A 23,227-nucleotide genomic window follows, 5' to 3' on the forward strand; every position below is an offset into this window, starting at 1 on the left:
CCTAGTGCCCCGCTGTCAGCAGGGTTTCGACTTGCGCCAGACGCTCCAGCGTCCCGACATCGATCCAGCGTCCGTTCATGTGTTCCCCCGTCACCAACCCTTTCGCCATGGCGTCACGCAACAGCGGCGCCAGCTTGAAGGCACCCGCACTGCAACCCGCGAACAGCTGGGGGTGGAGTACGGAAATGCCACTGAAGGTCAGGTTATCGGCACCGGCGGCGGCATCATGAAGCGCTCCGTCCTTCAGGTAGAAATCACCGCCGGACGGATGGTGCGGCGGATTGTCGACCATCACCAGGTGAGCCAGCCCATCCAGTGGCTGGTGGAGGCTGGCGAAGTCGTAGTCGGTCCAGATGTCGCCATTGACCACCAGGAACGGTTCGTCCCCCAACAGCGGCAAGGCCTTGAAAATCCCGCCGCCGGTTTCCAGCGGCTCGCCTTCGGCCGAGTACTGGATGCGTACGCCGTACTGCGAGCCATCGCCCAGATAGCCTTCGATCTGCTGGCCGAGCCACGCATGGTTGATGACGATATCGGTAAAGCCCGCTTTCGCCAGCGCCTCGAGGTGGTACTCGATCAGGCGCTTGCCGCCGGCCTGGATCAGCGGCTTGGGCGTGTGCAAGGTCAGCGGGCGCATCCGCTCACCTTTGCCGGCGGCCAGGATCATGGCCTTCATACCACCACCTCGACGCGCAGGCTCGCCAACAGTTCACCCAGTTCGCTCAATTCTGGCCGGTCCGCGAGCACCGCCTCTATATAAGCAAAGAAGCGCGGCACGTCCGCCAGGTAGCGCGGCTTGCCATCGCGGTGGCAGATGCGCGCAAAGATGCCGATCACCTTGAGGTGACGCTGCACGCCCATCAGGTCGCTGGCCCGCAGGAACTCCTCGAAGTCCGCCTGCACCGGGATACCCAGCGCGCCGGCGCGTTGCCAGTAACCGCGCTGCCATTCCCGCACGCGGGCCAGCGGCCAACTGAGGAAGGCGTCCTTGAACAGGCACGTGATGTCGTAGGTCACCGGGCCGTAGACCGCGTCCTGGAAGTCCAGCACGCCGGGATTCGGCTCGCTGATCATCAGGTTGCGTGGCATATAGTCGCGATGCACCAGGACCTTGGGCTGGGCCAGGGCGCTGTCGATCAGGTGTTCGCTGACGCGTTGCCACAGGCCAAGCTGCCGGGCGTCGAACTCGATGCCCAGCTCCCGGCGAACGTACCATTCAGGAAACAATTCCAGCTCCCGACGCAACAGCGCGACGTCATAACTGGGCAACGGGGCTTCCATCGGCAATTGCTGGAAAGCCAGCAATGCGTCGATGGCATCGGCGAACAATTGATCGGCATTTTTAGCCGTAATCACGTCCAGATAAGTTTTTTTCCCCAGGTCGTTAAGCAAAAGAAAGCCGCGAAGCAGATCTTGCGCATAAATTTTCGGAACATTTATTCCCGATTGACCGAGTAAATGAGCGATATCGACGAAAGGTTTGCAGTTTTCCTGGGGGGGTGGAGCGTCCATCACGACAAAACTGCGACCTCCTCCCTCCCACCGGAAGTAACGCCTGAAACTCGCGTCACTGCTGGCCGCAGTCAACGTGGCCGGGGGTACGACACCCCAGCCCTGGGTGGTAAAGAGGCCTGGCAATTGCTCATCAAGCCAGACTTTCAGCTGTTGCAAACGTAGATCTTGGTCGGGCATTACAAGGGTCTCCGACGGCGCTAGCCGTCAAGCGGGTCATGCTTTATTATCACGCATCTTTTTCAGACCATCGAGAGGCGTGCGGCCCACACCGCGGGCAGATGGCACGCAGGAAGCCCGGACTAATAAGATGGCATTGAAATCCCCCGCGTTTCGTAGAAAATTTCCGTTGCTGGTAACCGGCAGTCTGCTGGCCATGCAACCTTTCGCCACCTCATTCGTGGTCGCCGCGGAACAGTATGACTGCTCAGTCTCTGCTTCGGGTGCCTGGGATTGCGCGCCGAAAACGGCCGCAGCCCCGCTGCCACCGCGCCCGGTGCATGACGGCAGTGCCGTCAGCTCTGCCAGTGGCACGCCGCAAGGCGAGTCCGGCGGCACCGCCGAGGCCGTGCCGCAGACCGCTCTGGTCACCGAAGCCAAGGGCCGCGGCCTGCGTTCGCGCAGCGCCGACTACAGCCACCTGGACTGGGTCCCTCGCGAGAAGCTCACCGCCGCACAACTGGCCGAAACCGGCCCGTACTGCTCCGGCGCGTACATCGAGCCGATCCGTCCTGGCATGAACGACAAGACGAACAAGAGCGACGCGCCGACCTTCATCGGCGCCAAGGTCTCTCGTTACGAGCAGGAACAACAAGTTGCTTCCCTGGCCGGTGACGTCGTCATGCGCCAGGGCAGCATGCAGGTCGAGGCCGACGAGGCCAACCTGTACCAGGCCGAGAACCGTGGCGAGCTGAACGGCAACGTCCGTCTGCGCGACAACGGTGCCCTGCTGGTGGGCGACCACGCTGAAGTCCAGCTGGACACCGGCGCCGCCAAGGTCGACAACGCCGAATACGTGATGCACAAATCGCGCATCCGCGGTAACGCGCTGTACGCCAAGCGTGCCGAGAACGCGATCATCCGTCTCAAGGACGGTACGTACACCACCTGCGAGCCGAACAGCAACGCCTGGCAGCTCAAGGGCAACAACATCACGCTCAACCCGGCCACCGGTTTCGGTACCGCGACCAACGTGACGTTGCGGGTCAAGGACATTCCGATCCTTTACACCCCGTATATCTATTTCCCGATCGACAACCGTCGTCAATCCGGCTTCCTGCCGCCGAGCTTCAGCACGGGTGGCGAGACTGGCTTCACGTTGGTTACGCCGTACTACTTCAACCTGGCGCCAAACTACGACGCCACGTTGTACCCGCAATACATGACCAAGCGCGGCCTGTTGATGGAAGGCGAATTCCGCTACCTCACCAAGTCCAGCGAAGGCCAGTTCGGCGGCGCGTACCTGAACGACGACAGCAGCGAGCGTAAAGGCCAGACCGACTACGAAAAAGATCGCTACATGATCAACTGGCAGCACAAGGGCGGGCTGGACTCGCGTGTACTGACCCAGGTCGACTACACCAACATCAGCGACCCTTATTACTTCCAGGATCTGAAGTCCTATCAGGAAGGGATCAAGAGCCAGGACTACGTGAACCAGCAAGGTTCGGTGACCTATCGCGGTGATACCTTCCAGGCGAAACTGAACCTGCAGGCGTACCAGCTGGCAACGATCTCCCAGATCACGCCGTATGACCGCTTGCCACAGATCACCTTCAACGGCACGCTGCCGTACCATCCAGGCGGGGTGAACTTCACCTACGAGACCGAAGCAGTACGCTTTGATCGGGACTTGGAGAACGGAAGCTTCACGGATGAAAACGGGCTCGTATCGCCGCGGCTCGACACCTACGTAACCGGCCTGACCCGTGCAAACGGTACTCGCCTGAACGTTGCGCCGGCAGTCGACTACCCGATGAACTGGACCTACGGTTTTATTACGCCAAAGTTGAAGTACGTCTATACCAAGTACGATCTTGATTTGGACAGCATCGGCAAGAACCAGATTATCGCAGCGCAAGCCGCGTCAACTGCAGCCAACCCTTATGCCGGTGGCACCTTCAAAAGCTCGCAAGACCGTGCAATTCCGATTGCCAGCATCGACAGCGGCCTGTACTTCGACCGCAACACCAACTTGTTCGGCAAAGACTACCGTCAAACTCTGGAGCCTCGTGCGTACTACCTGTATGTACCGAACAAGGACCAGGGCGATATCCCGGTATTCGACAGCGGTGAGTACTCGTTCAGCTACGCGTCGCTGTTCCGTGACAACCGCTTCAGCGGTACTGACCGCATCGGCGACGAGAACAAACTGTCCCTGGGCGTGACCAGCCGCTGGATCGAAGAAAACGGCTTCGAACGCCAACGCGTCAGCATCGGCGAGGCCGTGTACTTCAAGAACCGCGAAGTTCAACTGCCGGGCATCCTAGCCGCGGACCGTGCGGACGCACAGTCTGATGTTTCGCCAATCGCCCTGGACTACGAGTTCCGCTTCAACCGTGACTGGCGCGCCACTGCCGATTACAACTGGGACCCGGAAAGCCACAGCCCACGTTCCGGCAGCGCGATGTTCCACTATCAGCCGGAAGACAACCCGAACAAGGTTATCAACGTCGGCTACCGCTATCGCAACGACCAGGTGGTGTACAACCAGCTGACCGGCAAATGGCAGTTTGGTGGCGACTACGGGCAGCCAGGCGACCCGAACTTCGTGAAGGATTACTACAAAATCCAGCAACACGACTTCTCGATGATGTGGCCGATCGTTCCGCAGTGGAACCTGATCACCCGCTGGCAGTATGACTATGCCCGCAACCGTACCCTGGAAGCCTTCGGTGGTTTCGAGTACGACAACTGCTGCTGGAAACTGCGCGTCATCAACCGTTACTGGGTTTCCAACGACGAATACAGCCAGATCGCCCCGCTGAACGAAAAGGGTGACCACGGGCTCTTCTTCCAGATCGTCCTTAAAGGACTCGGCGGCCTGACCGGCGCCAAGGTAGAGAGCTTCCTCGACAAAGGCATTGAAGGTTATCGTGAACGTGAAGACCAAGCTTTCTGATTGTCTGCGCCCGCTGATGCTGGGCGCGCTGTTCCTGGGTACCGCCGCAGCTCACGCTGCGGTTCAACCGCTGGACAAGGTAGTGGCCATCGTCGATAACGACGTGATCATGCAGAGCCAACTGGACCAACGGGTCAAGGAAGTTCAGCAAACCATCGCCAAGCGTGGCGGCGGCGTACCACCGACCAGCGTGCTGGACCAGCAGGTGCTTGAACGCCTGATCGTTGAAAACCTGCAACTGCAGATCGGCGATCGCTCCGGTATCCGTATCAGCGACGAAGAATTGAACCAGGCTGTCGGCACCATCGCCCAGCGCAACAACATGAGTGTTGATCAGTTCCGCGCAGCCCTGGCTCACGACGGCCTGTCCTATGAGGACGCCCGTGACCAGATTCGCCGGGAAATGATCATCAGCCGTGTACGTCAGCGTCGCGTGGCCGAACGGATTCAGGTGTCCGAGCAGGAAGTGAAGAACTTCCTCGCCTCCGACCTTGGCAAGATGCAGCTTTCCGAAGAACTGCACCTGGCGAACATCCTGGTGCCTACGCCAGACAGCGCCAACGCTGAACAGCTCAATGCTGCCGCAGCGAAAACCCAGGCTATCTATGACCGTCTCAAGCAAGGTGCCGACTTTGCCCAGATGGCCATTGCCCAGTCCGGCAGCGACAACGCCCTCGAAGGCGGTGACATGGGCTGGCGTAAAGCCGCGCAACTGCCACCACCGTTCGACCGCGAGCTGAGCGCCATGGAAGTTGGTGGCATCACCCAGCCTGCCCGTACGCCAGGCGGTTTCATCATCCTCAAGTTGCTCGGCAAGCGCGGTGGCGAAGAAGCCCAAATGAAGGACGAAGTTCACGTTCGTCACATCCTGGTCAAGCCAAGCGAGATCCGTACCGAAGCCCAAACCAAGGAACTGGCCCAGAAGCTCTATGACCGCATCGAAGCGGGCGAAGACTTCGGCGAATTGGCGAAGAGCTATTCCGAAGACCCGGGTTCGGCGCTTAACGGCGGCGATCTGAACTGGATCGATCCGAAGGCACTGGTTCCAGAGTTCCAGGACGTCATGGCCAAGACCCCGCAAGGCGTGCTGTCCAAGCCGTTCAAGACCCAATACGGCTGGCATGTGCTGGAAGTCCTTGGCCGTCGCGCCACTGACAACACCACCCAGGCCCGCGAGCAGCAAGCCCTGACCGTACTGCGTAACCGCAAATACGACGAAGAGCTGCAAACCTGGTTGCGTCAGATCCGTGACGAAGCCTACGTAGAGAACAAGCTTCCTGGTGCCGACCAAACAGGCACCGACCAGGCAGCCCAGTGACACCCAAGCGTTTCGCACTGACACCCGGCGAGCCGGCCGGCATTGGTCCTGACCTGTGCCTGCTGCTCGCCTCGCACCCCCAGCCACACCCCCTGATTGCCATTACCAGCCGCGACCTGCTCATTGAGCGGGCCGCGCAGCTGGGTGTGGTTGTCGATCTGCTGCCGGTGGGCCCGGGCAACTGGCCTGATCTGCCGGCACCGGCCAACAGCCTGTACGTATGGGATACCCCGCTGGCGACCAAGGTCGTGGCCGGGCAACTGGACAAGGCCAACGCTGCCTTCGTCCTGGAAACCCTGACCCGTGCCGGCCAGGGCTGCATCGACGGGGATTTTGCCGGGATGATCACCGCCCCGGTACACAAGGGTGTGATCAACGAATCAGGCATCGCCTTTTCCGGTCATACCGAATTCCTCGCTGAGCTGACCCATACCGAACAAGTGGTGATGATGCTGGCAACCGGTGACCTGCGGGTGGCGCTGGTGACCACTCACTTGCCCCTGCGCGAGATTGCCGACGCCATTACCCCCGAGCGACTGGAGCGTGTGACACGCATCCTGCACGCCGACCTGCAACAGAAATTCGGCATCGCCCAACCACGCATCCTGGTCTGTGGGCTCAACCCCCACGCCGGTGAAGGTGGTCACCTGGGCCATGAAGAAATCGACATCATCGAACCAACCCTGGAGCGTCTGCGCCTTGAAGGCATGGACCTGCGCGGCCCATTGCCTGCCGACACTCTGTTTACCCCCAAATATCTGGAGCACTGCGACGCAGTGCTGGCGATGTACCATGACCAGGGCCTGCCCGTGCTGAAGTACAAAGGCTTCGGCGCCGCGGTCAACGTGACACTGGGCCTGCCGATCATCCGCACCTCCGTCGACCATGGCACCGCCCTGGACCTCGCAGGCAGCGGCAAGATCGATACCGGCAGCCTGCACGTGGCCCTGGAAACCGCCTATCAGATGGCCGAGACCCGTATATGACCGAGCATTACCAACACCGGGCGCGCAAGCGTTTCGGGCAAAACTTCCTGCACGACGCTGGCGTGATCGATCGCATCCTGCGTTCCATCCATGCCAAGCCCGAAGACCGCCTGCTGGAAATCGGCCCGGGCCAGGGCGCCCTGACCCAAGGCCTGCTGAAAAGCGGCGGCCAGCTGGACGTGGTTGAGTTGGACAAGGACCTGATCCCGATCCTCAACCAGCAGTTCGCCGGCATGCCCAATTTCAACCTGCACCAGGGTGATGCGCTGAAGTTCGACTTCACCAGCCTCAATGCAGCGCCCAACAGCCTGCGAGTGGTCGGCAACCTGCCGTACAACATCTCCACCCCGCTGATTTTTCACCTGCTGAACAACGCCGGCATCATCCGCGACATGCACTTCATGCTGCAAAAGGAAGTGGTCGAGCGCCTGGCAGCGGGTCCTGGAGGCGGTGACTGGGGTCGCCTGTCGATCATGGTTCAGTACCATTGCCGCGTAGAGCACCTGTTCAACGTCGGACCTGGCGCGTTCAACCCCCCGCCGAAAGTCGACTCCGCCATCGTGCGCCTGGTGCCTCACGCGGTGTTGCCACACCCGGCCAAAGATCACAAGTTGCTGGAGCGCGTGGTGCGCGAAGCCTTCAACCAGCGCCGCAAGACCTTGCGCAATACGCTGAAGGCCTTGCTCAGCAACGCTGAAATCGAGGCCGCCGGCGTCGACGGTAGCCTGCGCCCCGAGCAGTTGGACCTGGCCGCCTTCGTGCGCCTGGCTGACCAGCTCGCCATTCAGCCTGCGCCAGTGGCTGAATAAATAGTAGGAGCCGGCTTGCCGGCGATGGCGCACTCACGATCGCCATCGCTGGCAAGCCAGCGCCTACGGGCCTAGACTGACCGGCATCCGCTGTTCCCCCGCTTTTGCTTTTAAGGCCTCTTGCATGTCCGATCCTCGTTATCAGATCGACGTCAGCGTCGTCACCCGCTTTCTGGCGGAACAATCGCAACCCGAGCAGAACCGCTTTGCGTTCGCCTACACCATTACCGTGCAAAACAACGGCGAGCTGCCTGCCAAGCTGCTGTCGCGCCACTGGGTCATCACCGACGGTGACGGCCAGGTCGAGGAAGTCCGCGGCGCCGGCGTGGTCGGCCAACAACCGCTGATCGCCCCAGGAAAGAGCCACACCTACAGCAGCGGCACTGTCATGACCTCCCGCGTCGGCAACATGCAAGGCAGCTACCAGATGCTCGCCGACGACGGCAAACACTTCGACGCCATCATCGCCCCGTTCCGTCTCGCGGTGCCTGGAGCCCTGCACTGATGGCGACGTATGCCGTCGGCGACCTGCAAGGCTGCCTGGAACCGCTCAAGTGCCTGCTCGAGCGTGTGGCCTTTGACCCGGCCAAGGATCGCCTGTGGCTGGTGGGCGACCTGGTCAACCGTGGCCCGCAATCCCTGGAAACCCTGCGCTTCCTTTATGGCATGCGCGACTCCCTGGTGTGCGTACTGGGCAACCATGACCTGCACTTGCTGGCCGCCGGCAATAACATCGAGCGCCTGAAAAAGGGCGATACCCTGCGGGAAATCCTCGAAGCGCCGGATCGCACCGAGCTGCTTGACTGGCTGCGCAGGCAAAAACTCATGCACTACGACGAGAGCCGCGACACCGCCTTGGTGCATGCCGGCATTCCACCCCAGTGGACGCTGAAGAAAGCCCTCAAGTGCGCGAGTGAAGTCGAAGCAGCCCTGGCCGATGACAACCTGTACACCGCTTACCTGGATGGCATGTACGGCAACGAACCCGTTAAGTGGGACAACGAACTGACCGGCGTCGCGCGCCTGCGGGTGATCACCAACTACTTCACCCGCATGCGTTTCTGCACCGCCGAAGGCAAGCTGGACCTCAAGAGCAAGGAAGGCGCCGACACCGCCCTCCCCGGCTACAAGCCCTGGTTCGCCCACAAGGAGCGCAAGACCCGTGAAACGAAGATCATCTTCGGCCACTGGGCAGCCCTGGAAGGCAAGTGTGATGAACCTGGCGTGTTCGCCCTCGACACCGGCTGCGTATGGGGCGGCGCCATGACCCTGATGAACATCGACACCGGCGAGCGCTCGAGCTGCCAGTGCGACTCCCCCGTTCCCGAACAACTGCAGGCCGCGGCAAAGCGCTGAGCCGCGCTTTCATACAGGCCAAAGGAGCCCGCCATGACTGAATTCAAACGTATCCCTCCCGAGCAAGCCCAGGCCCTGCGCGAGCAAGGCGCGGTGGTTGTCGACATCCGCGACCAGCCGACCTACAACGCCGCCCACATCAGTGGTGCCCAGCACCTGGACAACCACAACATCGCCGACTTCATCCGCGCCGCCGACCTCGACGCGCCGGTCATCGTCGCGTGCTACCACGGCAACTCCAGCCAAAGCGCGGCCGCCTACCTGGTGAGCCAGGGTTTCTCCGACGTCTATAGCCTCGACGGTGGCTTTGAGCTATGGCGTGCGACCTATCCTGCAGAAATTGCCGCAGGCGACGCGCAATAATTTTTTTCAAACCCCGCTATCCCGCGTGACGCTTGGCCTCGCGCCGTTTCTGACGAACGGCGCGGCCAAACTAATTTCGTATCGCGCCTTGACCTCCCGGATTCCGAACTATCCTTAAGCGCAGGCCATCCAAAACAGGGGAGAGCCGGTACACCGGCGTGCGGGTCATCGGTAGCGTTTCAGGGTGTTCTGGGGGGAAAACGGCCATTGGTGTCCACCAATGGCTGCCAGCATCGACTGATTGATCCGGCGTCGGCTCCACGTATCGAGCGAGGTGACGACGTCATGAGTATTTTTAGCCACTTCCAACAACGCTTCGAGTCCACCCGCCAGGAAGAGCTCTCGCTTCAGGAGTATCTCGAACTGTGCAAAAAGGACCGCAGCGCCTACGCGTCTGCCGCTGAACGCCTGCTGTTGGCGATCGGCGAGCCGGAGCTGGTGGACACCGCAGCCAATTCGCGCTTGTCGCGGATTTTCTCGAACAAGGTGATCCGTCGCTACCCGGCCTTTGAAGACTTCCACGGTATGGAAGAATGCATTGACCAGATCGTCTCGTATTTCCGCCATGCCGCCCAAGGCCTGGAAGAGAAGAAACAGATCCTCTACCTGCTCGGCCCCGTCGGCGGCGGCAAGTCGTCCCTGGCCGAAAAACTCAAACAACTGATCGAGAAGGTGCCGTTCTACGCCATCAAGGGCTCACCGGTGTTCGAGTCGCCCCTGGGGCTGTTCAACGCCACGGAAGATGGCGCGATCCTCGAAGAAGACTTCGGCATTCCACGGCGCTATCTCAATACCATCATGTCGCCCTGGGCGACCAAGCGCCTGGCCGAGTTCGGCGGCGACATCAGCCAGTTCCGGGTGGTGAAGCTCTATCCCTCGATCCTCAACCAGATTGCCGTGGCCAAGACCGAACCGGGTGACGAGAACAACCAGGACATCTCGGCACTGGTGGGCAAGGTCGATATCCGCAAACTCGAAGAATTCCCGCAGAACGACGCCGATGCCTACAGCTACTCGGGCGCACTGTGCCGGGCCAACCAGGGTCTGATGGAGTTCGTGGAGATGTTCAAGGCACCGATCAAGGTGCTGCACCCACTGCTCACCGCGACACAGGAAGGTAACTACAACAGCACCGAAGGCCTGGGGGCGATTCCATTCACCGGGATCCTGCTGGCCCACTCCAACGAATCGGAATGGCACACCTTCCGCAACAACAAGAACAACGAAGCCTTCATCGACCGGATCTATATCGTCAAGGTGCCGTACTGCCTGCGGGTCAGCGATGAAATCAAGATTTACGACAAGCTGCTGTTCAACAGTTCCCTGGCCAAGGCTCATTGCGCGCCTGACACCCTGAAGATGCTGGCCCAGTTCACCGTGTTGTCGCGCCTCAAGGAGCCGGAAAACTCCAACATCTACTCGAAGATGCGCGTGTATGACGGCGAAAACCTCAAGGACACCGATCCGAAGGCCAAGTCGATCCAGGAATACCGCGACACCGCCGGCGTGGATGAGGGCATGAACGGCCTGTCGACACGTTTTGCGTTCAAGATCCTGTCAAAGGTCTTCAACTTCGACCCGCACGAAATCGCCGCCAACCCGGTGCACCTGCTCTACGTGCTGGAACAGCAGATCGAACAGGAACAATTCCAGGCTGAAACCCGCGAGCGCTATCTGCGCTTCCTCAAGGAATACCTGGCACCGCGCTACATCGAGTTCATCGGCAAGGAAATCCAGACCGCGTACCTGGAGTCCTACAGCGAATACGGCCAGAACATCTTCGACCGCTATGTGCTGTACGCAGACTTCTGGATCCAGGACCAGGAATACCGCGACCCGGAAACCGGCGAGATTCTCAACCGCGTAGCCCTCAACGAGGAACTGGAAAAGATCGAAAAACCCGCCGGCATCAGCAATCCGAAGGATTTCCGCAACGAAATCGTCAACTTCGTGCTGCGCGCCCGGGCCAACAACAACGGCAAGAACCCTACCTGGCTCAGCTACGAGAAGCTGCGGGTGGTCATCGAGAAGAAAATGTTCTCCAACACCGAGGATCTGCTGCCGGTCATCAGCTTCAACGCCAAGGCCAGCAAGGAGGATCAGCAAAAACACAACGACTTCGTCACTCGCATGGTCGAGCGTGGCTACACCGACAAACAGGTACGACTGCTCTCCGAGTGGTACCTGCGGGTCCGCAAATCGCAGTAAGGCAGCGACAAGCGTGCAATGCCAGGCTTCCGGTACGCCGGACAGCCTGGCAATCGACCGCTTGTCTTTAAGCTTCCAGCTTGCCGCTTGAAGCTTGTAACTTGAAGCTGCCCGGAGGGCTCCTACATGAGCTATGTGATCGACCGACGTCTCAATGGCAAGAACAAGAGCACGGTAAACCGCCAGCGGTTCCTGCGGCGTTACCGTGACCACATCAAAAAGGCCGTCGAAGAGGCCGTCAGCCGCCGTTCCATCACCGATATGGAGCATGGCGAACAGATCAGCATCCCCGGACGCGACATCGATGAACCGGTGCTGCACCACGGCCGGGGCGGCAAACAGACCGTCGTGCATCCCGGCAACAAGGAATTCACCAGCGGCGAACATATCCAGCGGCCCCAGGGCGGCGCGGGCGGCAAAGGCCCGGGCAAGGCCGGTAACTCCGGCGAAGGCATGGATGAGTTCGTGTTCCAGATCACCCAGGAAGAGTTCCTGGAGTTCATGTTCGAAGACCTGGAACTGCCCAACCTGGTCAAACGCAACCTGACCGGTACCGACACCTTCAAGACCGTGCGTGCCGGGATCAGCAACGAAGGCAACCCGTCACGGATCAACATCATCCGCACCCTGCGCTCGGCCCATGCGCGACGTATCGCCTTGTCTGGCAGCAGCCGGGCAAAACTGCGGGATGCCAAGGCGGAACTGGAACGCCTGAAACGCGAAGAGCCGGACAACTTCGGCGATATCCAGGAAATTGAAGCCGAAATCGCCAAACTCAGCGCGCGAATCCATCGCGTGCCGTTTCTCGACACCTTCGACCTGAAGTACAACCTGCTGGTCAAGCAACCCAATCCCAGTTCCAAGGCGGTGATGTTCTGCCTGATGGACGTGTCCGGCTCCATGACCCAGGCGACCAAGGACATCGCCAAGCGCTTCTTCATCCTGCTGTACCTGTTTCTCAAGCGTAACTACGACAAGATCGATGTGGTGTTCATCCGCCATCACACCAGCGCCAGGGAAGTCGACGAGGAGGAATTCTTCTACTCGCGGGAAACCGGCGGCACCATCGTCTCCAGCGCCTTGAAGCTGATGCAGGAAATCATGGCCGAACGCTATCCGGCCAACGAGTGGAACATCTACGCCGCCCAGGCTTCCGACGGCGACAACTGGAACGACGACTCGCCGATCTGCCGCGACATCCTGATCAACCAGATCATGCCGTTCGTGCAGTACTACACCTACGTCGAAATCACCCCGCGCGAGCATCAGGCCCTGTGGTTCGAATACGAGCGCATCAGCGAAGCCTTCGCTGACACCTTCGCCCAGCAACAATTGGTCTCGGCCGGCGATATCTATCCGGTCTTCCGTGAACTCTTCCAGCGCAGGTTAGTGACATGACCGCCAAAGAGCATAAGCGCCAACCCATATCCACGGGGTCCGAATGGACCTTCGAACTGATCCAGGCCTATGACCGGGAAATCAGCCGCATCGCGGCGGGTTATGCCCTGGATACCTACCCCAACCAGATCGAAGTGATCACCGCCGAACAGATGATGGATGCCTATGCGTCCGTGGGCATGCCCCTGGGCTATCACCACTGGTCCTACGGCAAACACTTCCTCAGCACTGAAAAGTCCTACACCCGCGGCCAGATGGGCCTGGCCTACGAAATCGTCATCAACTCCGACCCGTGCATCGCCTACCTGATGGAAGAAAACACCATCTGCATGCAGGCGCTGGTGGTGGCCCACGCGTGCTACGGGCATAACAGCTTCTTCAAGGGTAACTACCTGTTCCGCACCTGGACCGATGCCAGCTCGATCATCGATTACCTGGTATTCGCCAAGCAGTACATCATGCAGTGCGAGGAGCGCCACGGCATCGACGCGGTGGAAGACCTGCTGGACTCCTGCCATGCCCTGATGAACTACGGCGTCGACCGCTACAAACGCCCGTATCCGATTTCCGCCGAAGAAGAACGGCTGCGCCAGAAGGACCGTGAAGAGCATCTGCAAAAGCAGATCAACGACCTGTGGCGCACCATTCCCAAACGCGCCGGCAAGAACAACGACAAGGACAATGCGCGCTTCCCCGCCGAACCTCAGGAAAACATCCTGTATTTCATCGAAAAGCACGCGCCATTGCTGGAGCCCTGGCAGCGGGAAATCGTGCGGATCGTGCGCAAGATTGCCCAGTATTTCTACCCACAACGCCAGACCCAGGTGATGAACGAAGGCTGGGCCACGTTCTGGCACTACACCCTGATGAACGACCTGTATGACGAAGGCCTGGTCACCGACGGTTTCATGATGGAGTTCCTGACGTCCCACACCAGCGTGGTCTTCCAGCCGGGCTTCGACAGCCCCTACTACAGCGGTATCAACCCGTATGCATTGGGCTTTGCGATGTACCGCGATATCCGGCGCATGTGCGAGCACCCTACCGAAGAAGACCGCCGCTGGTTCCCGGAGATTGCCGGCAGCGATTGGCTGTCGACCATCAAGTTCGCCATGAGCAGCTTCAAGGATGAGAGCTTCATCCTGCAGTACCTGTCCCCCCAGGTGATTCGAGACCTCAAGCTGTTCAGCATCATGGACGACGACCTCAAGGACGATTTGCTGGTGCCCGCCATTCATGACGAGCCGGGTTACCGCACCATCCGCGAAACCCTCGCGGCGCAGTACAACCTGGGCAACCGCGAACCCAATGTGCAGATCTACAGCATCGACGTACGCGGCGACCGCTCGCTGACCCTGCGCCACCAGCAGCACGACCGCAAACCGCTGGGAGAGTCCACTGAGGAGGTTCTCAAGCACCTGCACCGGCTGTGGGGGTTCGATATCCACCTGGAGACGCTGCAAGGCGACCAGGTCATGAAAACCCACCACGTTCCGCCCCGCAACGAACACGGCGATAACGATTACGGCCGCCTGGACCTGGCAGTCGTGCATCTGTGAAACGGCAAAGCCTCCATTGGCGGGCCGCAGGCGTTATCCTGTGCCGCTAATGGAGGCTTTTTCATGCAAATCTACAAAGTCGGTGGTGCGGTACGTGATCGCCTGCTGGGCATCCCCGTTACCGATATCGACCGTGTCGTAGTCGGCGCTACCACTGAAGAAATGCTCGCCCTGGGCTACAAGCCTGTGGGTTCGGACTTCCCGGTATTTCTTGACCCGAAAAATGGTGACGAGTACGCCCTCGCCCGCACGGAGCGCAAGAGCGGCCGGGGTTATGGCGGCTTTGTGTTTCACGCCAGCCCCGAAGTTACCCTGGAAGAAGACCTGATCCGCCGCGACCTGACCATCAACGCCATGGCCGAGGATGACGCGGGCAACCTGACCGACCCTTATCACGGCCAGCAAGATCTGGACGCACGCATTCTGCGTCACGTTTCCCCGGCGTTTGCCGAAGATCCACTGCGTGTCCTGCGCGTTGCCCGCTTTGCCGCGCGCTATGCCGGCCTCGGCTTTACGGTAGCGCCCGAAACCCTGGAACTGATGCGCGAACTCAGCGCGTCGGGCGAACTGGAAGCCTTGACGCCCGAACGCAGTTGGAAGGAGATTTCCCGCGCATTGATGGAAAACCAGCCACAGGTGTTTATCCAGGTGCTGCGCGATTGCGGCGCCCTGAAAACCCTGATGCCGGAAATCGACACACTGTTTGGCGTGCCGCAACCCGAGGCCCATCACCCCGAAATCGATACCGGCGTGCACACATTGAGCGTGCTGGAACAGGCAGCCATCCATGCCCAACCGTTGACCGTCCGCTGGGCGTGCCTGCTGCACGATCTGGGCAAGGGGCTCACGCCTGTGGATAAGTTGCCGCAGCACATCGCTCATGAGCAACGCGGCGTGAAGCTGATCAAGGCGATGAACGAACGCTTCAAGGTGCCAAGGGATTGCCAGGAGTTGGCGTTGCTGGTGGGCGAATATCACACCCACGGCCACCGCGCACTGGAGCTGAGGCCCTCGACATTGCTGGAGTTGCTGCAAAGCTTCGACGTTTACCGTCGCCCGCAACGCTTTGAAGAGTTTGTGGTGGCATGCGAGATGGACGCCCGCGGGCGCAAGGGCCTTGAGCAGAGAAGTTATCCACAAGCCGATTATTTGCGCGGTGCGGCGCTGGCGGCCAGAGGTGTGGCCGTCGCACCGCTACTGGAACAAGGCTACAAAGGTCCCGAACTGGGCGAAGCGCTGAAACGCGAACGGCTCAAGGCGCTAAAAGCCTACAAGAGCGAGTCCGGCGTCAACGGCTGATCCCGCCATTCGAACGCGACCGGCCCCAGTACCTGGTCAATGTGTGCATCCTGCCACAGCGCGGCAAATGACTTGCCCACCTCAGGATGCACACGCTGCGGCGCCATCAACGACAGCGGCCACAGCACAAACGCGTTCTTCAGGATTTCGGCCCGGGGCAGGATCAGGCCATCGAAGTTACCCACCAGCTCGCCATACAGCAGCACGTCGATGTCCAGCGGCAAGCCCTTGCGATCCGGGGCGTAGCGGCCATTGTCGGCCTCGATGAATTTCAGCCGGCGGTCCAGTTCCATCAACGGCAGGTCGGTATACGCCGACACCACCAGATTGAAGAATGGCCCGCTCTTTATGCCCACAGGCTGGCTTTCAAACACCGGCGAACAGCGCATCTGCGTCAGGAAACCCGCCAGCGCATCAAGGCCAGCGTGCAAATGGGCCTCACGCTCGATGTTACTGCCAAGACCAAGGTAAACCTGAGTTAGCGACATCCGCGCTCGATCTCCACGCCCACACCCTTGGCGGCCGGTACGGCGCCGGGCTTGGTCAGTTTGAGGTGCAGCCAGGGAATCTGGAACTCACTCATCAACACTTCAGCCAGGCGCTCGGCGAAGGTTTCCACCAGCTGGAATTGCGCCTGCTCGGCAAAGGCCTGGATCCGCGCGGACACGCTCGCGTAATCCAGCGCCAGGGTCAGGTCATCACCGGCAGCGGCCGGGCGGTTATCCCAGGCGAAGCTCAGGTCCAGACGCAGGCATTGCCGGATACCGCGCTCCCAGTCGTAGGCCCCGATCACGGTGTCGACTTCCAGGCCTTCGATAAACACTCTGTCCAAGCACTCTTCTCCGCTGCACGACAAGGGCGCGATGCCCCGTTAGAATCAGGGCGTCCTCGCCCGGAATAGTTAGCATGTTTTGGTTACTGGCGACTCTCGCCTACCTGCTCGGCTCGCTGTCCTTCGCCATTTTGCTCAGCCGCCTGACGGGAAATCCCGACCCGCGAATGAGTGGCTCAGGCAATGCCGGCGCCACCAATATGTTGCGCCTGGCCGGCAAGAAACTCGCCGTACTCACGCTGTTCGGCGACGTCTGCAAGGGCCTGCTGCCGGTGCTGATCGCCGATCTCGCCGGGCTGTCGCTGCAACAGCAAGCCTGGATCGGCGTCTGCGCGGTGCTCGGCCACCTGTTCCCGCTGTACTTTCGCTTTCGCGGCGGCAAAGGCGTTGCGACGGCGGCCGGCATGCTGCTGGGGATCTACCCACCGGCGGCGCTGCTGGCCATCCTGGCCTGGCTGCTGACGTTCTACCTGACACGCACCAGCTCGCTGGCCGCCCTCATCGCCACGCCCCTGACCCTGCCGTTGCTGGCGTGGCAGGAACCGGAGGCGCTGGTGCCGATGAGCGTGCTCACGCTGCTGATCGTCTGGCGCCACCGGGGCAATTTACGCGACCTGTTTGCCGGGCGCGAACGGCATTTTTAAATACGCCCGGTGAACCCGGCTCACGTTCGCCCGTTACAGCGGCGGCAACTGCTCCATCGGCCAGCGCGCCTGCACGCTGATTGCCAGGCTTTCATGCTGCCCGGCCTGCAAACGCTGGCAACCGGCATAGGCGATCATCGCACCGTTGTCGGTGCAGAATTCGGGACGCGCATAAAACACGTCGCCCTTCATGTCGCCGAGCATTTTCTCCAAGGAGCTGCGCAGCGCCTTGTTCGCGCTGACGCCGCCCGCGATCACCAGGCGCTTCATGCCCGCCTGCTTCAGGGCCCGCTTGCACTTGATGGTCAAAGTCTCCACCACGGCCTGCTGGAACGCCAGCGAGATGTCGCAACGGGCTTGCTCACTGTCGTCTCCGGCGCTGACGCTCTGCTGCCAGGTGTTCAGGGCAGAGGTTTTCAAGCCGCTGAAGCTGAACATCAGGCCAGGGCGATCGCACATCGGGCGCGGGAAGGTATAGCGCCCCGGAACGCCTTTTTCTGCCAAGCGGGCGATTTCCGGGCCGCCCGGATAATTAAGGCCCATCATCTTCGCAGTCTTGTCGAAAGCTTCACCGGCAGCGTCGTCCAGGCTTTCGCCCAGCAGCGTGTATTGACCGATTCCGTCGACCTGAACCAGCTGCGTATGGCCGCCTGAAACCAACAAAGCGACGAACGGGAACGCTGGCGGGTTTTCTTCCAGCATCGGTGCCAGTAAATGGCCTTCCATGTGGTGCACACCAAGGGCCGGAATGCCCCAGGCAAATGCCAGCGCCTGGGCGCAAGAGGCCCCAACCAGCAGGGCTCCGACCAATCCGGGGCCGGCGGTATAGGCAATGGCGTCGATCTCGGTCGGCACGCAGCCGGCCTCGTCCAACACCTGGCGAATCAATGGCAGCATGCGTTTCACATGATCACGGCTGGCCAGCTCCGGCACCACGCCGCCATAGGCGCGATGCAGGTCGATCTGACTGAACAGTGCGTCGGCCAAAAGCCCGCGTTCACTGTCGTAAAGTGCGACACCGGTTTCGTCGCACGAGGTTTCTAATCCCAGAACTAGCATGGGTTTGCGCCTTGTAGAGGCTGAATTCGAAGGCGCGCATAATAGTCGCCACTCCCCCTCCCGACTAGCGGTTTTCGATCAGAGGCTTTGCATTCCGGGCAATGAGGGGTTAACATCCGCAACCCTTAAAAACCGACGACCTCAGCCGCGAATTTTTTGCGACGAGAACGTTGATTCCCGGTAATGAAAGAAGGTAGCTCTGGATGCCAGCCGTCAAAGTAAAAGAGAACGAACCCTTCGACGTAGCTCTGCGTCGTTTCAAGCGCTCCTGCGAAAAAGCCGGTGTTCTGGCTGAAGTTCGTAGCCGCGAATTTTACGAGAAGCCAACTTCTGAGCGTAAGCGTAAAGCAGCAGCCGCTGTTAAGCGTCACGCCAAGAAAGTTCAGCGCGAGCAGCGCCGCGCCGTTCGTCTGTACTAATACACAGACGTTCGTAGCAAGCTTCTGCCAAGCCCGGCCCTCAGCCGGGCTGTTGGCATTTTCGGATATCGCTTGATGCTTCACCGTTGACGCCGCACACGCGACTGAAACGAACTGCTTCACACGTCAGGACTGGCTCTTTTGCCAGCGGTGCACGTCTCTTCTGACGAGCCTAACAAGGCTACTGACGAGCACACTTATTTTTTAACAGGCGATCAACAGGTCGGCTGCGCCCACCGATGAGCTTCCGAGGCCCCCACATGGCCAAGACCGGACTCCCGGGCAACATTTCTACGCCGGGCACTGATCGGAACTAACGTCAGTGAATGTTCGGCAGATACACTTCCTGACAGACCAAGCAGACGACAGTAGATCGAGCCGCACAACACGCGCGCCTTGAGCACTTTGCGGGCCCTCTTTTACACGCAGTGATGACGAGAACGCCATGGCCGGGCTAATTCCCCAGAGCTTTATTGACGACCTTCTGAACCGCACCGACATCGTCGATGTTGTCAGCTCGCGCCTGCAGATGAAAAAGGCCGGCAAGAACTACACCGCCTGCTGCCCGTTCCACAAGGAAAAGACTCCGTCGTTCAGCGTCAGCCCCGACAAGCAGTTCTACTACTGCTTCGGCTGCGGCGCTGGCGGCAACGCCCTCGGCTTCATCATGGACCACGACAACCTGGACTTCCCCCAGGCCGTCGAGGAACTGGCGAAAGCCGCCGGCATGGAAATCCCCCGCGAAGAAAGTGGCCGCCCGCACAAACCGCGGCAACCCACCGATTCGCCGCTGTACCCGCTGCTTACCGCTGCTGCCGACTTTTACCGCCAGGCACTGAAAAGCCACCCGCAGCGCAAAGCCGCCGTCGATTACCTCAAGGGCCGCGGCCTGACCGGTGAAATCGCCCGCGACTTCGGCCTCGGCTTCGCCCCGCCGGGCTGGGACAACCTGTACAAGCACCTGAGCAGCGACACCCTGCAGCAAAAAGCCATGATCGACGCCGGCCTGTTGGTGGAAAACGCCGAGACCGGCAAGCGTTATGACCGCTTCCGCGACCGCGTGATGTTCCCGATCCGCGACAGCCGCGGCCGCATCATCGCGTTCGGCGGCCGGGTGCTGGGGGACGACAAGCCCAAATACCTGAACTCACCGGAAACCCCGGTGTTTCATAAAGGCCAGGAACTCTACGGCCTGTTTGAGGCGCGCAAGAACAACCGCAACCTCGACGAAATCATCGTGGTTGAAGGCTATATGGACGTGATTGCCCTGGCCCAGCAAGGTTTGCGCAACGCCGTGGCGACCCTGGGCACCGCGACCAGCGAAGAGCACTTGAAGCGCCTGTTTCGCGTGGTGCCCAACGTACTGTTCTGCTTCGACGGCGACCAGGCCGGCCGCAACGCAGCGTGGCGTGCCCTTGAGTCGACCCTGTCGAGCCTGCAGGACGGGCGGCGCGCACGCTTCCTGTTCCTGCCCGAAGGCGAAGACCCGGACACCCTGGTCCGCTCCGAAGGCACCGACGCGTTCCGCGCGCGCATCAACCAACACGCACAACCGCTGGCCGATTACTTTTTCCAGCAACTGACCGAAGAGTCCGACCCGCGCTCCCTCGAAGGCAAGGCCCACATGGTCACCCTCGCGGCCCCGCTGATCGACAAGGTTCCGGGCGCCAACCTGCGGACCCTGATGCGCCAGCGCCTGCTGGAAATCACCGGCTTGAGTGGCGAGGCCGTCAGCCAGCTGGCCCGCAGCGCGCCGCAAGAGGCGCCGCCGGCCTACGACCCGGGCATGGATTACGACGCCATGCCGGACTATTCCGACTTCCACCAACCGCAGGAGGCCTACACGCCCCAGCAGGAGTGGACACCGAAGAAACCCGGCGCCGGCGGCAAGAAATGGGACAAGAAACCCTGGGACAAAAACGGCAAACGTGGCGGTGACCGTGACGAACCGCGCGGCCCACGCGTCCCAGCAGCAGTAGAGCCGCCCACCATGGCAGCCCTGCGTACACTTTTGCACCACCCGCAACTGGCACAAAAAGTCGAGGATGCGGGGCACTTTGCGGCCGAAGACCACACCAATACGCAACTGTTGGTGGCCCTGCTCGAAGCCGTACAGAAGAATCCTAAGCTAAACTCATTCCAGCTGATTGCACGCTGGCACGGCACCGAACAGGGCCGTTTGCTGAAGGCATTGGCAGAAAAGGAATGGCTGATTGATGGCGATAACCTTGAACAACAGTTTTTCGACACCATTACTAGCTTGGTAGCTCGTCAACGCGAGCGAAACCTGGAACAACTTCTTCGAAAAGCGCGTCAGAGTGAATTGACCGCCGAAGAGAAAAATCAACTGCGCGACCTTTTAAGTCGCAATGTTTCCGCATCAAACCCGACCTCAGCTGGCGTGTGAGGTCATAGCTCGGGTATAATCCTCGGCTTGTTTTTTGCCCGCCAAGACCTTCAGTGGATAGGGTGTTATGTCCGGAAAAGCGCAACAGCAGTCTCGTATCAAAGAGTTGATCACCCTTGGTCGTGAGCAGAAGTATCTGACTTACGCAGAGGTCAACGACCACCTGCCTGAGGATATTTCAGATCCAGAGCAGGTGGAAGACATCATCCGCATGATTAATGACATGGGGATCCCCGTACACGAGAGTGCTCCGGATGCGGACGCCCTTATGTTGGCCGACGCCGATACCGACGAGGCAGCCGCTGAAGAAGCAGCCGCCGCGTTGGCAGCGGTCGAGACCGACATCGGTCGCACGACTGACCCTGTGCGCATGTATATGCGCGAAATGGGTACGGTAGAGCTGCTGACACGTGAAGGCGAAATCGAAATCGCCAAGCGTATCGAAGAGGGCATCCGTGAAGTGATGGGCGCAATCGCGCACTTCCCAGGCACGGTTGACCACATTCTCTCCGAGTACACTCGCGTCACCACCGAAGGTGGCCGCCTGTCCGACGTCCTGAGCGGTTATATCGACCCGGACGACGGCATTGCGCCACCTGCGGCTGAAATTCCACCACCGATCGATGCCAAGGCTGCGAAAGCAGACGACGACACCGACGACGACGAAGCTGAAGCCAGCACCGATGACGAAGAAGAAGTCGAAAGCGGTCCGGATCCGATCATCGCAGCCCAGCGCTTTGGCGCGGTCTCCGATCAGATGGAACTGGCTCGCAAGGCCCTGAAGAAGCACGGTCGCGGCAGCAAGCAGGCAACTGCTGAATTGCTGGCCCTGGCTGAACTCTTCATGCCGATCAAACTGGTACCGAAGCAATTCGAAGGCCTGGTTGAGCGGGTTCGTAGCGCCCTTGAGCGTCTGCGTGCACAAGAGCGTGCGATCATGCAGCTCTGTGTCCGTGATGCGCGCATGCCGCGTGCCGACTTCCTGCGCCAGTTCCCGGGCAACGAAGTCGACGAAAGCTGGACCGACGCACTGGCCAAAGGCAAAAGCAAATACGCTGAAGCCATTGGTCGCTTCCAGGCCGACATCGTTCGTTGCCAGCAGAAGCTGACTGCATTGCAGACCGAAACCGGTCTGACGATTGCCGAGATCAAGGACATCAACCGTCGCATGTCGATCGGTGAGGCCAAGGCCCGCCGCGCGAAGAAAGAGATGGTTGAAGCGAACTTGCGTCTGGTGATCTCCATCGCCAAGAAGTACACCAACCGTGGCCTGCAATTCCTCGATCTGATCCAGGAAGGCAACATCGGCTTGATGAAAGCGGTGGACAAGTTCGAATACCGTCGCGGCTACAAGTTCTCGACTTATGCCACCTGGTGGATCCGTCAGGCGATCACTCGCTCGATCGCCGACCAGGCCCGCACCATCCGTATTCCGGTGCACATGATCGAGACGATCAACAAGCTCAACCGTATTTCCCGGCAGATGTTGCAGGAAATGGGTCGCGAACCGACCCCGGAAGAGTTGGGCGAACGCATGGAAATGCCTGAGGATAAAATCCGCAAGGTATTGAAGATCGCTAAAGAGCCGATCTCCATGGAAACCCCGATCGGTGATGACGAAGACTCCCATCTGGGTGACTTCATCGAAGACTCGACCATGCAGTCGCCAATCGATGTTGCTACCGTTGAGAGCCTGAAAGAAGCGACTCGCGACGTACTGTCCGGCCTCACTGCCCGTGAAGCCAAGGTACTGCGCATGCGCTTCGGCATCGACATGAATACCGACCACACCCTTGAGGAGGTTGGTAAGCAGTTCGACGTTACCCGTGAGCGGATTCGTCAGATCGAAGCCAAGGCGCTGCGCAAGCTGCGCCACCCGACGAGAAGCGAGCATTTGCGCTCCTTCCTCGACGAGTGATCACAAAAACCCCGGCCCA

At 60.3% G+C, this 23,227-nt stretch carries 20 protein-coding genes; 15 read left to right on the forward strand and 5 right to left on the reverse strand.

From position 1 onward, the window contains the following. Position 1 precedes the first annotated feature (1 nt). Together murU and HX815_RS06435 are read right to left on the reverse strand one after the other, a co-directional pair. Positions 2 to 676, reverse strand: coding sequence for an N-acetylmuramate alpha-1-phosphate uridylyltransferase MurU (gene murU, locus HX815_RS06430; RefSeq protein ID WP_003210984.1), 675 nt, complete (start codon positions 674 to 676; stop codon positions 2 to 4). Further along, complete coding sequence (locus HX815_RS06435; RefSeq protein ID WP_177027968.1) at positions 673 to 1,692, reverse strand: aminoglycoside phosphotransferase family protein; 1,020 nt, start codon at positions 1,690 to 1,692, stop codon at positions 673 to 675. Before HX815_RS06435 ends, murU begins: the two co-directional genes overlap by 4 nt. 130 nt (positions 1,693 to 1,822) lie before the next feature. Between HX815_RS06435 and HX815_RS06440 the strand changes: the two genes are divergently transcribed. The 11 genes from HX815_RS06440 to HX815_RS06490 all read left to right on the forward strand — a co-directional run bounded on the left by HX815_RS06440 (position 1,823) and on the right by HX815_RS06490 (position 15,929). Further along, complete coding sequence (locus HX815_RS06440) at positions 1,823 to 4,633, forward strand: LPS-assembly protein LptD (protein ID WP_177027969.1); 2,811 nt, start codon at positions 1,823 to 1,825, stop codon at positions 4,631 to 4,633. Further along, entirely contained in the window at positions 4,614 to 5,951 is a 1,338-nt protein-coding gene (locus tag HX815_RS06445; RefSeq protein WP_003210991.1) for a peptidylprolyl isomerase, read from the forward strand. The genes HX815_RS06440 and HX815_RS06445 overlap by 20 nt, the downstream gene beginning before the upstream one ends. After that, positions 5,948 to 6,937 carry a 4-hydroxythreonine-4-phosphate dehydrogenase PdxA gene (gene pdxA, locus HX815_RS06450; protein ID WP_003210992.1) on the forward strand — a complete coding sequence of 330 codons (990 nt, stop codon included), beginning with the start codon at positions 5,948 to 5,950 and terminating at the stop codon, positions 6,935 to 6,937. The genes HX815_RS06445 and pdxA overlap by 4 nt, the downstream gene beginning before the upstream one ends. Further along, positions 6,934 to 7,746 (forward strand): 16S rRNA (adenine(1518)-N(6)/adenine(1519)-N(6))-dimethyltransferase RsmA, encoded by an 813-nt coding sequence (gene rsmA / locus HX815_RS06455; protein WP_003210994.1) that lies wholly within the window; start codon positions 6,934 to 6,936, stop codon positions 7,744 to 7,746. The genes pdxA and rsmA overlap by 4 nt, the downstream gene beginning before the upstream one ends. A gap of 124 nt (positions 7,747 to 7,870) precedes the next feature. Further along, on the forward strand, positions 7,871 to 8,251 hold the full coding sequence (gene apaG, locus HX815_RS06460; RefSeq protein WP_003210996.1) for a Co2+/Mg2+ efflux protein ApaG: 381 nt from the start codon (positions 7,871 to 7,873) through the stop codon (positions 8,249 to 8,251). Next, positions 8,251 to 9,102, forward strand: a complete 852-nt coding sequence (locus HX815_RS06465; RefSeq protein WP_003210997.1) for a symmetrical bis(5'-nucleosyl)-tetraphosphatase — start codon at positions 8,251 to 8,253, stop codon at positions 9,100 to 9,102. Before apaG ends, HX815_RS06465 begins: the two co-directional genes overlap by 1 nt. A 33-nt stretch (positions 9,103 to 9,135) precedes the next feature. Continuing rightward, entirely contained in the window at positions 9,136 to 9,465 is a 330-nt protein-coding gene (glpE, locus tag HX815_RS06470; protein ID WP_008434417.1) for a thiosulfate sulfurtransferase GlpE, read from the forward strand. 285 nt (positions 9,466 to 9,750) lie between these two features. Further along, positions 9,751 to 11,673: a PrkA family serine protein kinase gene (locus HX815_RS06475; RefSeq protein ID WP_003210999.1), complete on the forward strand. Its 1,923-nt coding sequence runs from the start codon at positions 9,751 to 9,753 to the stop codon at positions 11,671 to 11,673. 126 nt (positions 11,674 to 11,799) lie between these two features. Beyond that, the gene (locus tag HX815_RS06480) at positions 11,800 to 13,071 is read left to right on the forward strand and encodes a YeaH/YhbH family protein (protein ID WP_003211000.1); all 1,272 of its coding nucleotides are present in this window, start codon (positions 11,800 to 11,802) and stop codon (positions 13,069 to 13,071) included. Continuing rightward, positions 13,068 to 14,630, forward strand: coding sequence for a SpoVR family protein (locus HX815_RS06485; RefSeq protein WP_003211001.1), 1,563 nt, complete (start codon positions 13,068 to 13,070; stop codon positions 14,628 to 14,630). The genes HX815_RS06480 and HX815_RS06485 overlap by 4 nt, the downstream gene beginning before the upstream one ends. 63 nt (positions 14,631 to 14,693) lie before the next feature. After that, the gene (locus HX815_RS06490) at positions 14,694 to 15,929 is read left to right on the forward strand and encodes a multifunctional CCA addition/repair protein (protein WP_177027970.1); all 1,236 of its coding nucleotides are present in this window, start codon (positions 14,694 to 14,696) and stop codon (positions 15,927 to 15,929) included. Here the strand turns inward: HX815_RS06490 and folK are convergent. Both folK and folB read right to left on the reverse strand, forming a co-directional pair. Continuing rightward, the gene (folK, locus tag HX815_RS06495) at positions 15,899 to 16,417 is read right to left on the reverse strand and encodes a 2-amino-4-hydroxy-6-hydroxymethyldihydropteridine diphosphokinase (protein ID WP_177027971.1); all 519 of its coding nucleotides are present in this window, start codon (positions 16,415 to 16,417) and stop codon (positions 15,899 to 15,901) included. The genes HX815_RS06490 and folK overlap by 31 nt on opposite strands. Continuing rightward, positions 16,408 to 16,761 carry a dihydroneopterin aldolase gene (gene folB / locus HX815_RS06500; protein ID WP_003211007.1) on the reverse strand — a complete coding sequence of 118 codons (354 nt, stop codon included), beginning with the start codon at positions 16,759 to 16,761 and terminating at the stop codon, positions 16,408 to 16,410. Before folB ends, folK begins: the two co-directional genes overlap by 10 nt. 74 nt (positions 16,762 to 16,835) lie before the next feature. On the opposite strand from folB, the gene plsY reads away from it, so the two are divergent. Then, complete coding sequence (gene plsY, locus HX815_RS06505; RefSeq protein WP_003211009.1) at positions 16,836 to 17,405, forward strand: glycerol-3-phosphate 1-O-acyltransferase PlsY; 570 nt, start codon at positions 16,836 to 16,838, stop codon at positions 17,403 to 17,405. A gap of 33 nt (positions 17,406 to 17,438) precedes the next feature. Here the strand turns inward: plsY and tsaD are convergent, their stop codons facing one another. Next, complete coding sequence (tsaD, locus tag HX815_RS06510; protein WP_087694726.1) at positions 17,439 to 18,464, reverse strand: tRNA (adenosine(37)-N6)-threonylcarbamoyltransferase complex transferase subunit TsaD; 1,026 nt, start codon at positions 18,462 to 18,464, stop codon at positions 17,439 to 17,441. A 203-nt stretch (positions 18,465 to 18,667) separates the two neighbouring features. Here tsaD and rpsU point away from each other — a divergent pair, with 203 nt between their 5' ends. The 3 genes from rpsU (at position 18,668) to rpoD (ending at position 23,208) form a co-directional block, all read left to right on the forward strand. Beyond that, the gene (gene rpsU, locus HX815_RS06515; RefSeq protein ID WP_002551877.1) at positions 18,668 to 18,883 is read left to right on the forward strand and encodes a 30S ribosomal protein S21; all 216 of its coding nucleotides are present in this window, start codon (positions 18,668 to 18,670) and stop codon (positions 18,881 to 18,883) included. Between the two features lie 445 nt (positions 18,884 to 19,328). Further along, on the forward strand, positions 19,329 to 21,290 hold the full coding sequence (dnaG, locus tag HX815_RS06520) for a DNA primase (RefSeq protein WP_003211012.1): 1,962 nt from the start codon (positions 19,329 to 19,331) through the stop codon (positions 21,288 to 21,290). Positions 21,291 to 21,357: 67 nt separating this feature from the next. After that, positions 21,358 to 23,208, forward strand: coding sequence for an RNA polymerase sigma factor RpoD (gene rpoD, locus HX815_RS06525; RefSeq protein WP_003211014.1), 1,851 nt, complete (start codon positions 21,358 to 21,360; stop codon positions 23,206 to 23,208). The last annotated feature ends 19 nt before the right edge of the window (positions 23,209 to 23,227 follow it).

The organism is Pseudomonas sp. E6002 (genome assembly GCF_013385565.1).
In the GTDB taxonomy this organism is placed as follows: Bacteria; Pseudomonadota; Gammaproteobacteria; order Pseudomonadales; family Pseudomonadaceae; genus Aquipseudomonas.

What these genes read in the sequence shown, in the direction of transcription:
- murU (WP_003210984.1), bottom strand. Translation starts at nt 676, where the DNA reads ATGAAGGCCATGATCCTGGCCGCCGGCAAAGGTGAGCGGATGCGCCCG.
- HX815_RS06435 (WP_177027968.1), bottom strand. Translation starts at nt 1,692, where the DNA reads ATGCCCGACCAAGATCTACGTTTGCAACAGCTGAAAGTCTGGCTTGAT.
- HX815_RS06440 (WP_177027969.1), top strand. Translation starts at nt 1,823, where the DNA reads ATGGCATTGAAATCCCCCGCGTTTCGTAGAAAATTTCCGTTGCTGGTA.
- rsmA (WP_003210994.1), top strand. Translation starts at nt 6,934, where the DNA reads ATGACCGAGCATTACCAACACCGGGCGCGCAAGCGTTTCGGGCAAAAC.
- apaG (WP_003210996.1), top strand. Translation starts at nt 7,871, where the DNA reads ATGTCCGATCCTCGTTATCAGATCGACGTCAGCGTCGTCACCCGCTTT.
- HX815_RS06465 (WP_003210997.1), top strand. Translation starts at nt 8,251, where the DNA reads ATGGCGACGTATGCCGTCGGCGACCTGCAAGGCTGCCTGGAACCGCTC.
- glpE (WP_008434417.1), top strand. Translation starts at nt 9,136, where the DNA reads ATGACTGAATTCAAACGTATCCCTCCCGAGCAAGCCCAGGCCCTGCGC.
- HX815_RS06475 (WP_003210999.1), top strand. Translation starts at nt 9,751, where the DNA reads ATGAGTATTTTTAGCCACTTCCAACAACGCTTCGAGTCCACCCGCCAG.
- HX815_RS06480 (WP_003211000.1), top strand. Translation starts at nt 11,800, where the DNA reads ATGAGCTATGTGATCGACCGACGTCTCAATGGCAAGAACAAGAGCACG.
- HX815_RS06485 (WP_003211001.1), top strand. Translation starts at nt 13,068, where the DNA reads ATGACCGCCAAAGAGCATAAGCGCCAACCCATATCCACGGGGTCCGAA.
- HX815_RS06490 (WP_177027970.1), top strand. Translation starts at nt 14,694, where the DNA reads ATGCAAATCTACAAAGTCGGTGGTGCGGTACGTGATCGCCTGCTGGGC.
- folK (WP_177027971.1), bottom strand. Translation starts at nt 16,417, where the DNA reads ATGTCGCTAACTCAGGTTTACCTTGGTCTTGGCAGTAACATCGAGCGT.
- plsY (WP_003211009.1), top strand. Translation starts at nt 16,836, where the DNA reads ATGTTTTGGTTACTGGCGACTCTCGCCTACCTGCTCGGCTCGCTGTCC.
- tsaD (WP_087694726.1), bottom strand. Translation starts at nt 18,464, where the DNA reads ATGCTAGTTCTGGGATTAGAAACCTCGTGCGACGAAACCGGTGTCGCA.
- rpsU (WP_002551877.1), top strand. Translation starts at nt 18,668, where the DNA reads ATGCCAGCCGTCAAAGTAAAAGAGAACGAACCCTTCGACGTAGCTCTG.
- dnaG (WP_003211012.1), top strand. Translation starts at nt 19,329, where the DNA reads ATGGCCGGGCTAATTCCCCAGAGCTTTATTGACGACCTTCTGAACCGC.
- rpoD (WP_003211014.1), top strand. Translation starts at nt 21,358, where the DNA reads ATGTCCGGAAAAGCGCAACAGCAGTCTCGTATCAAAGAGTTGATCACC.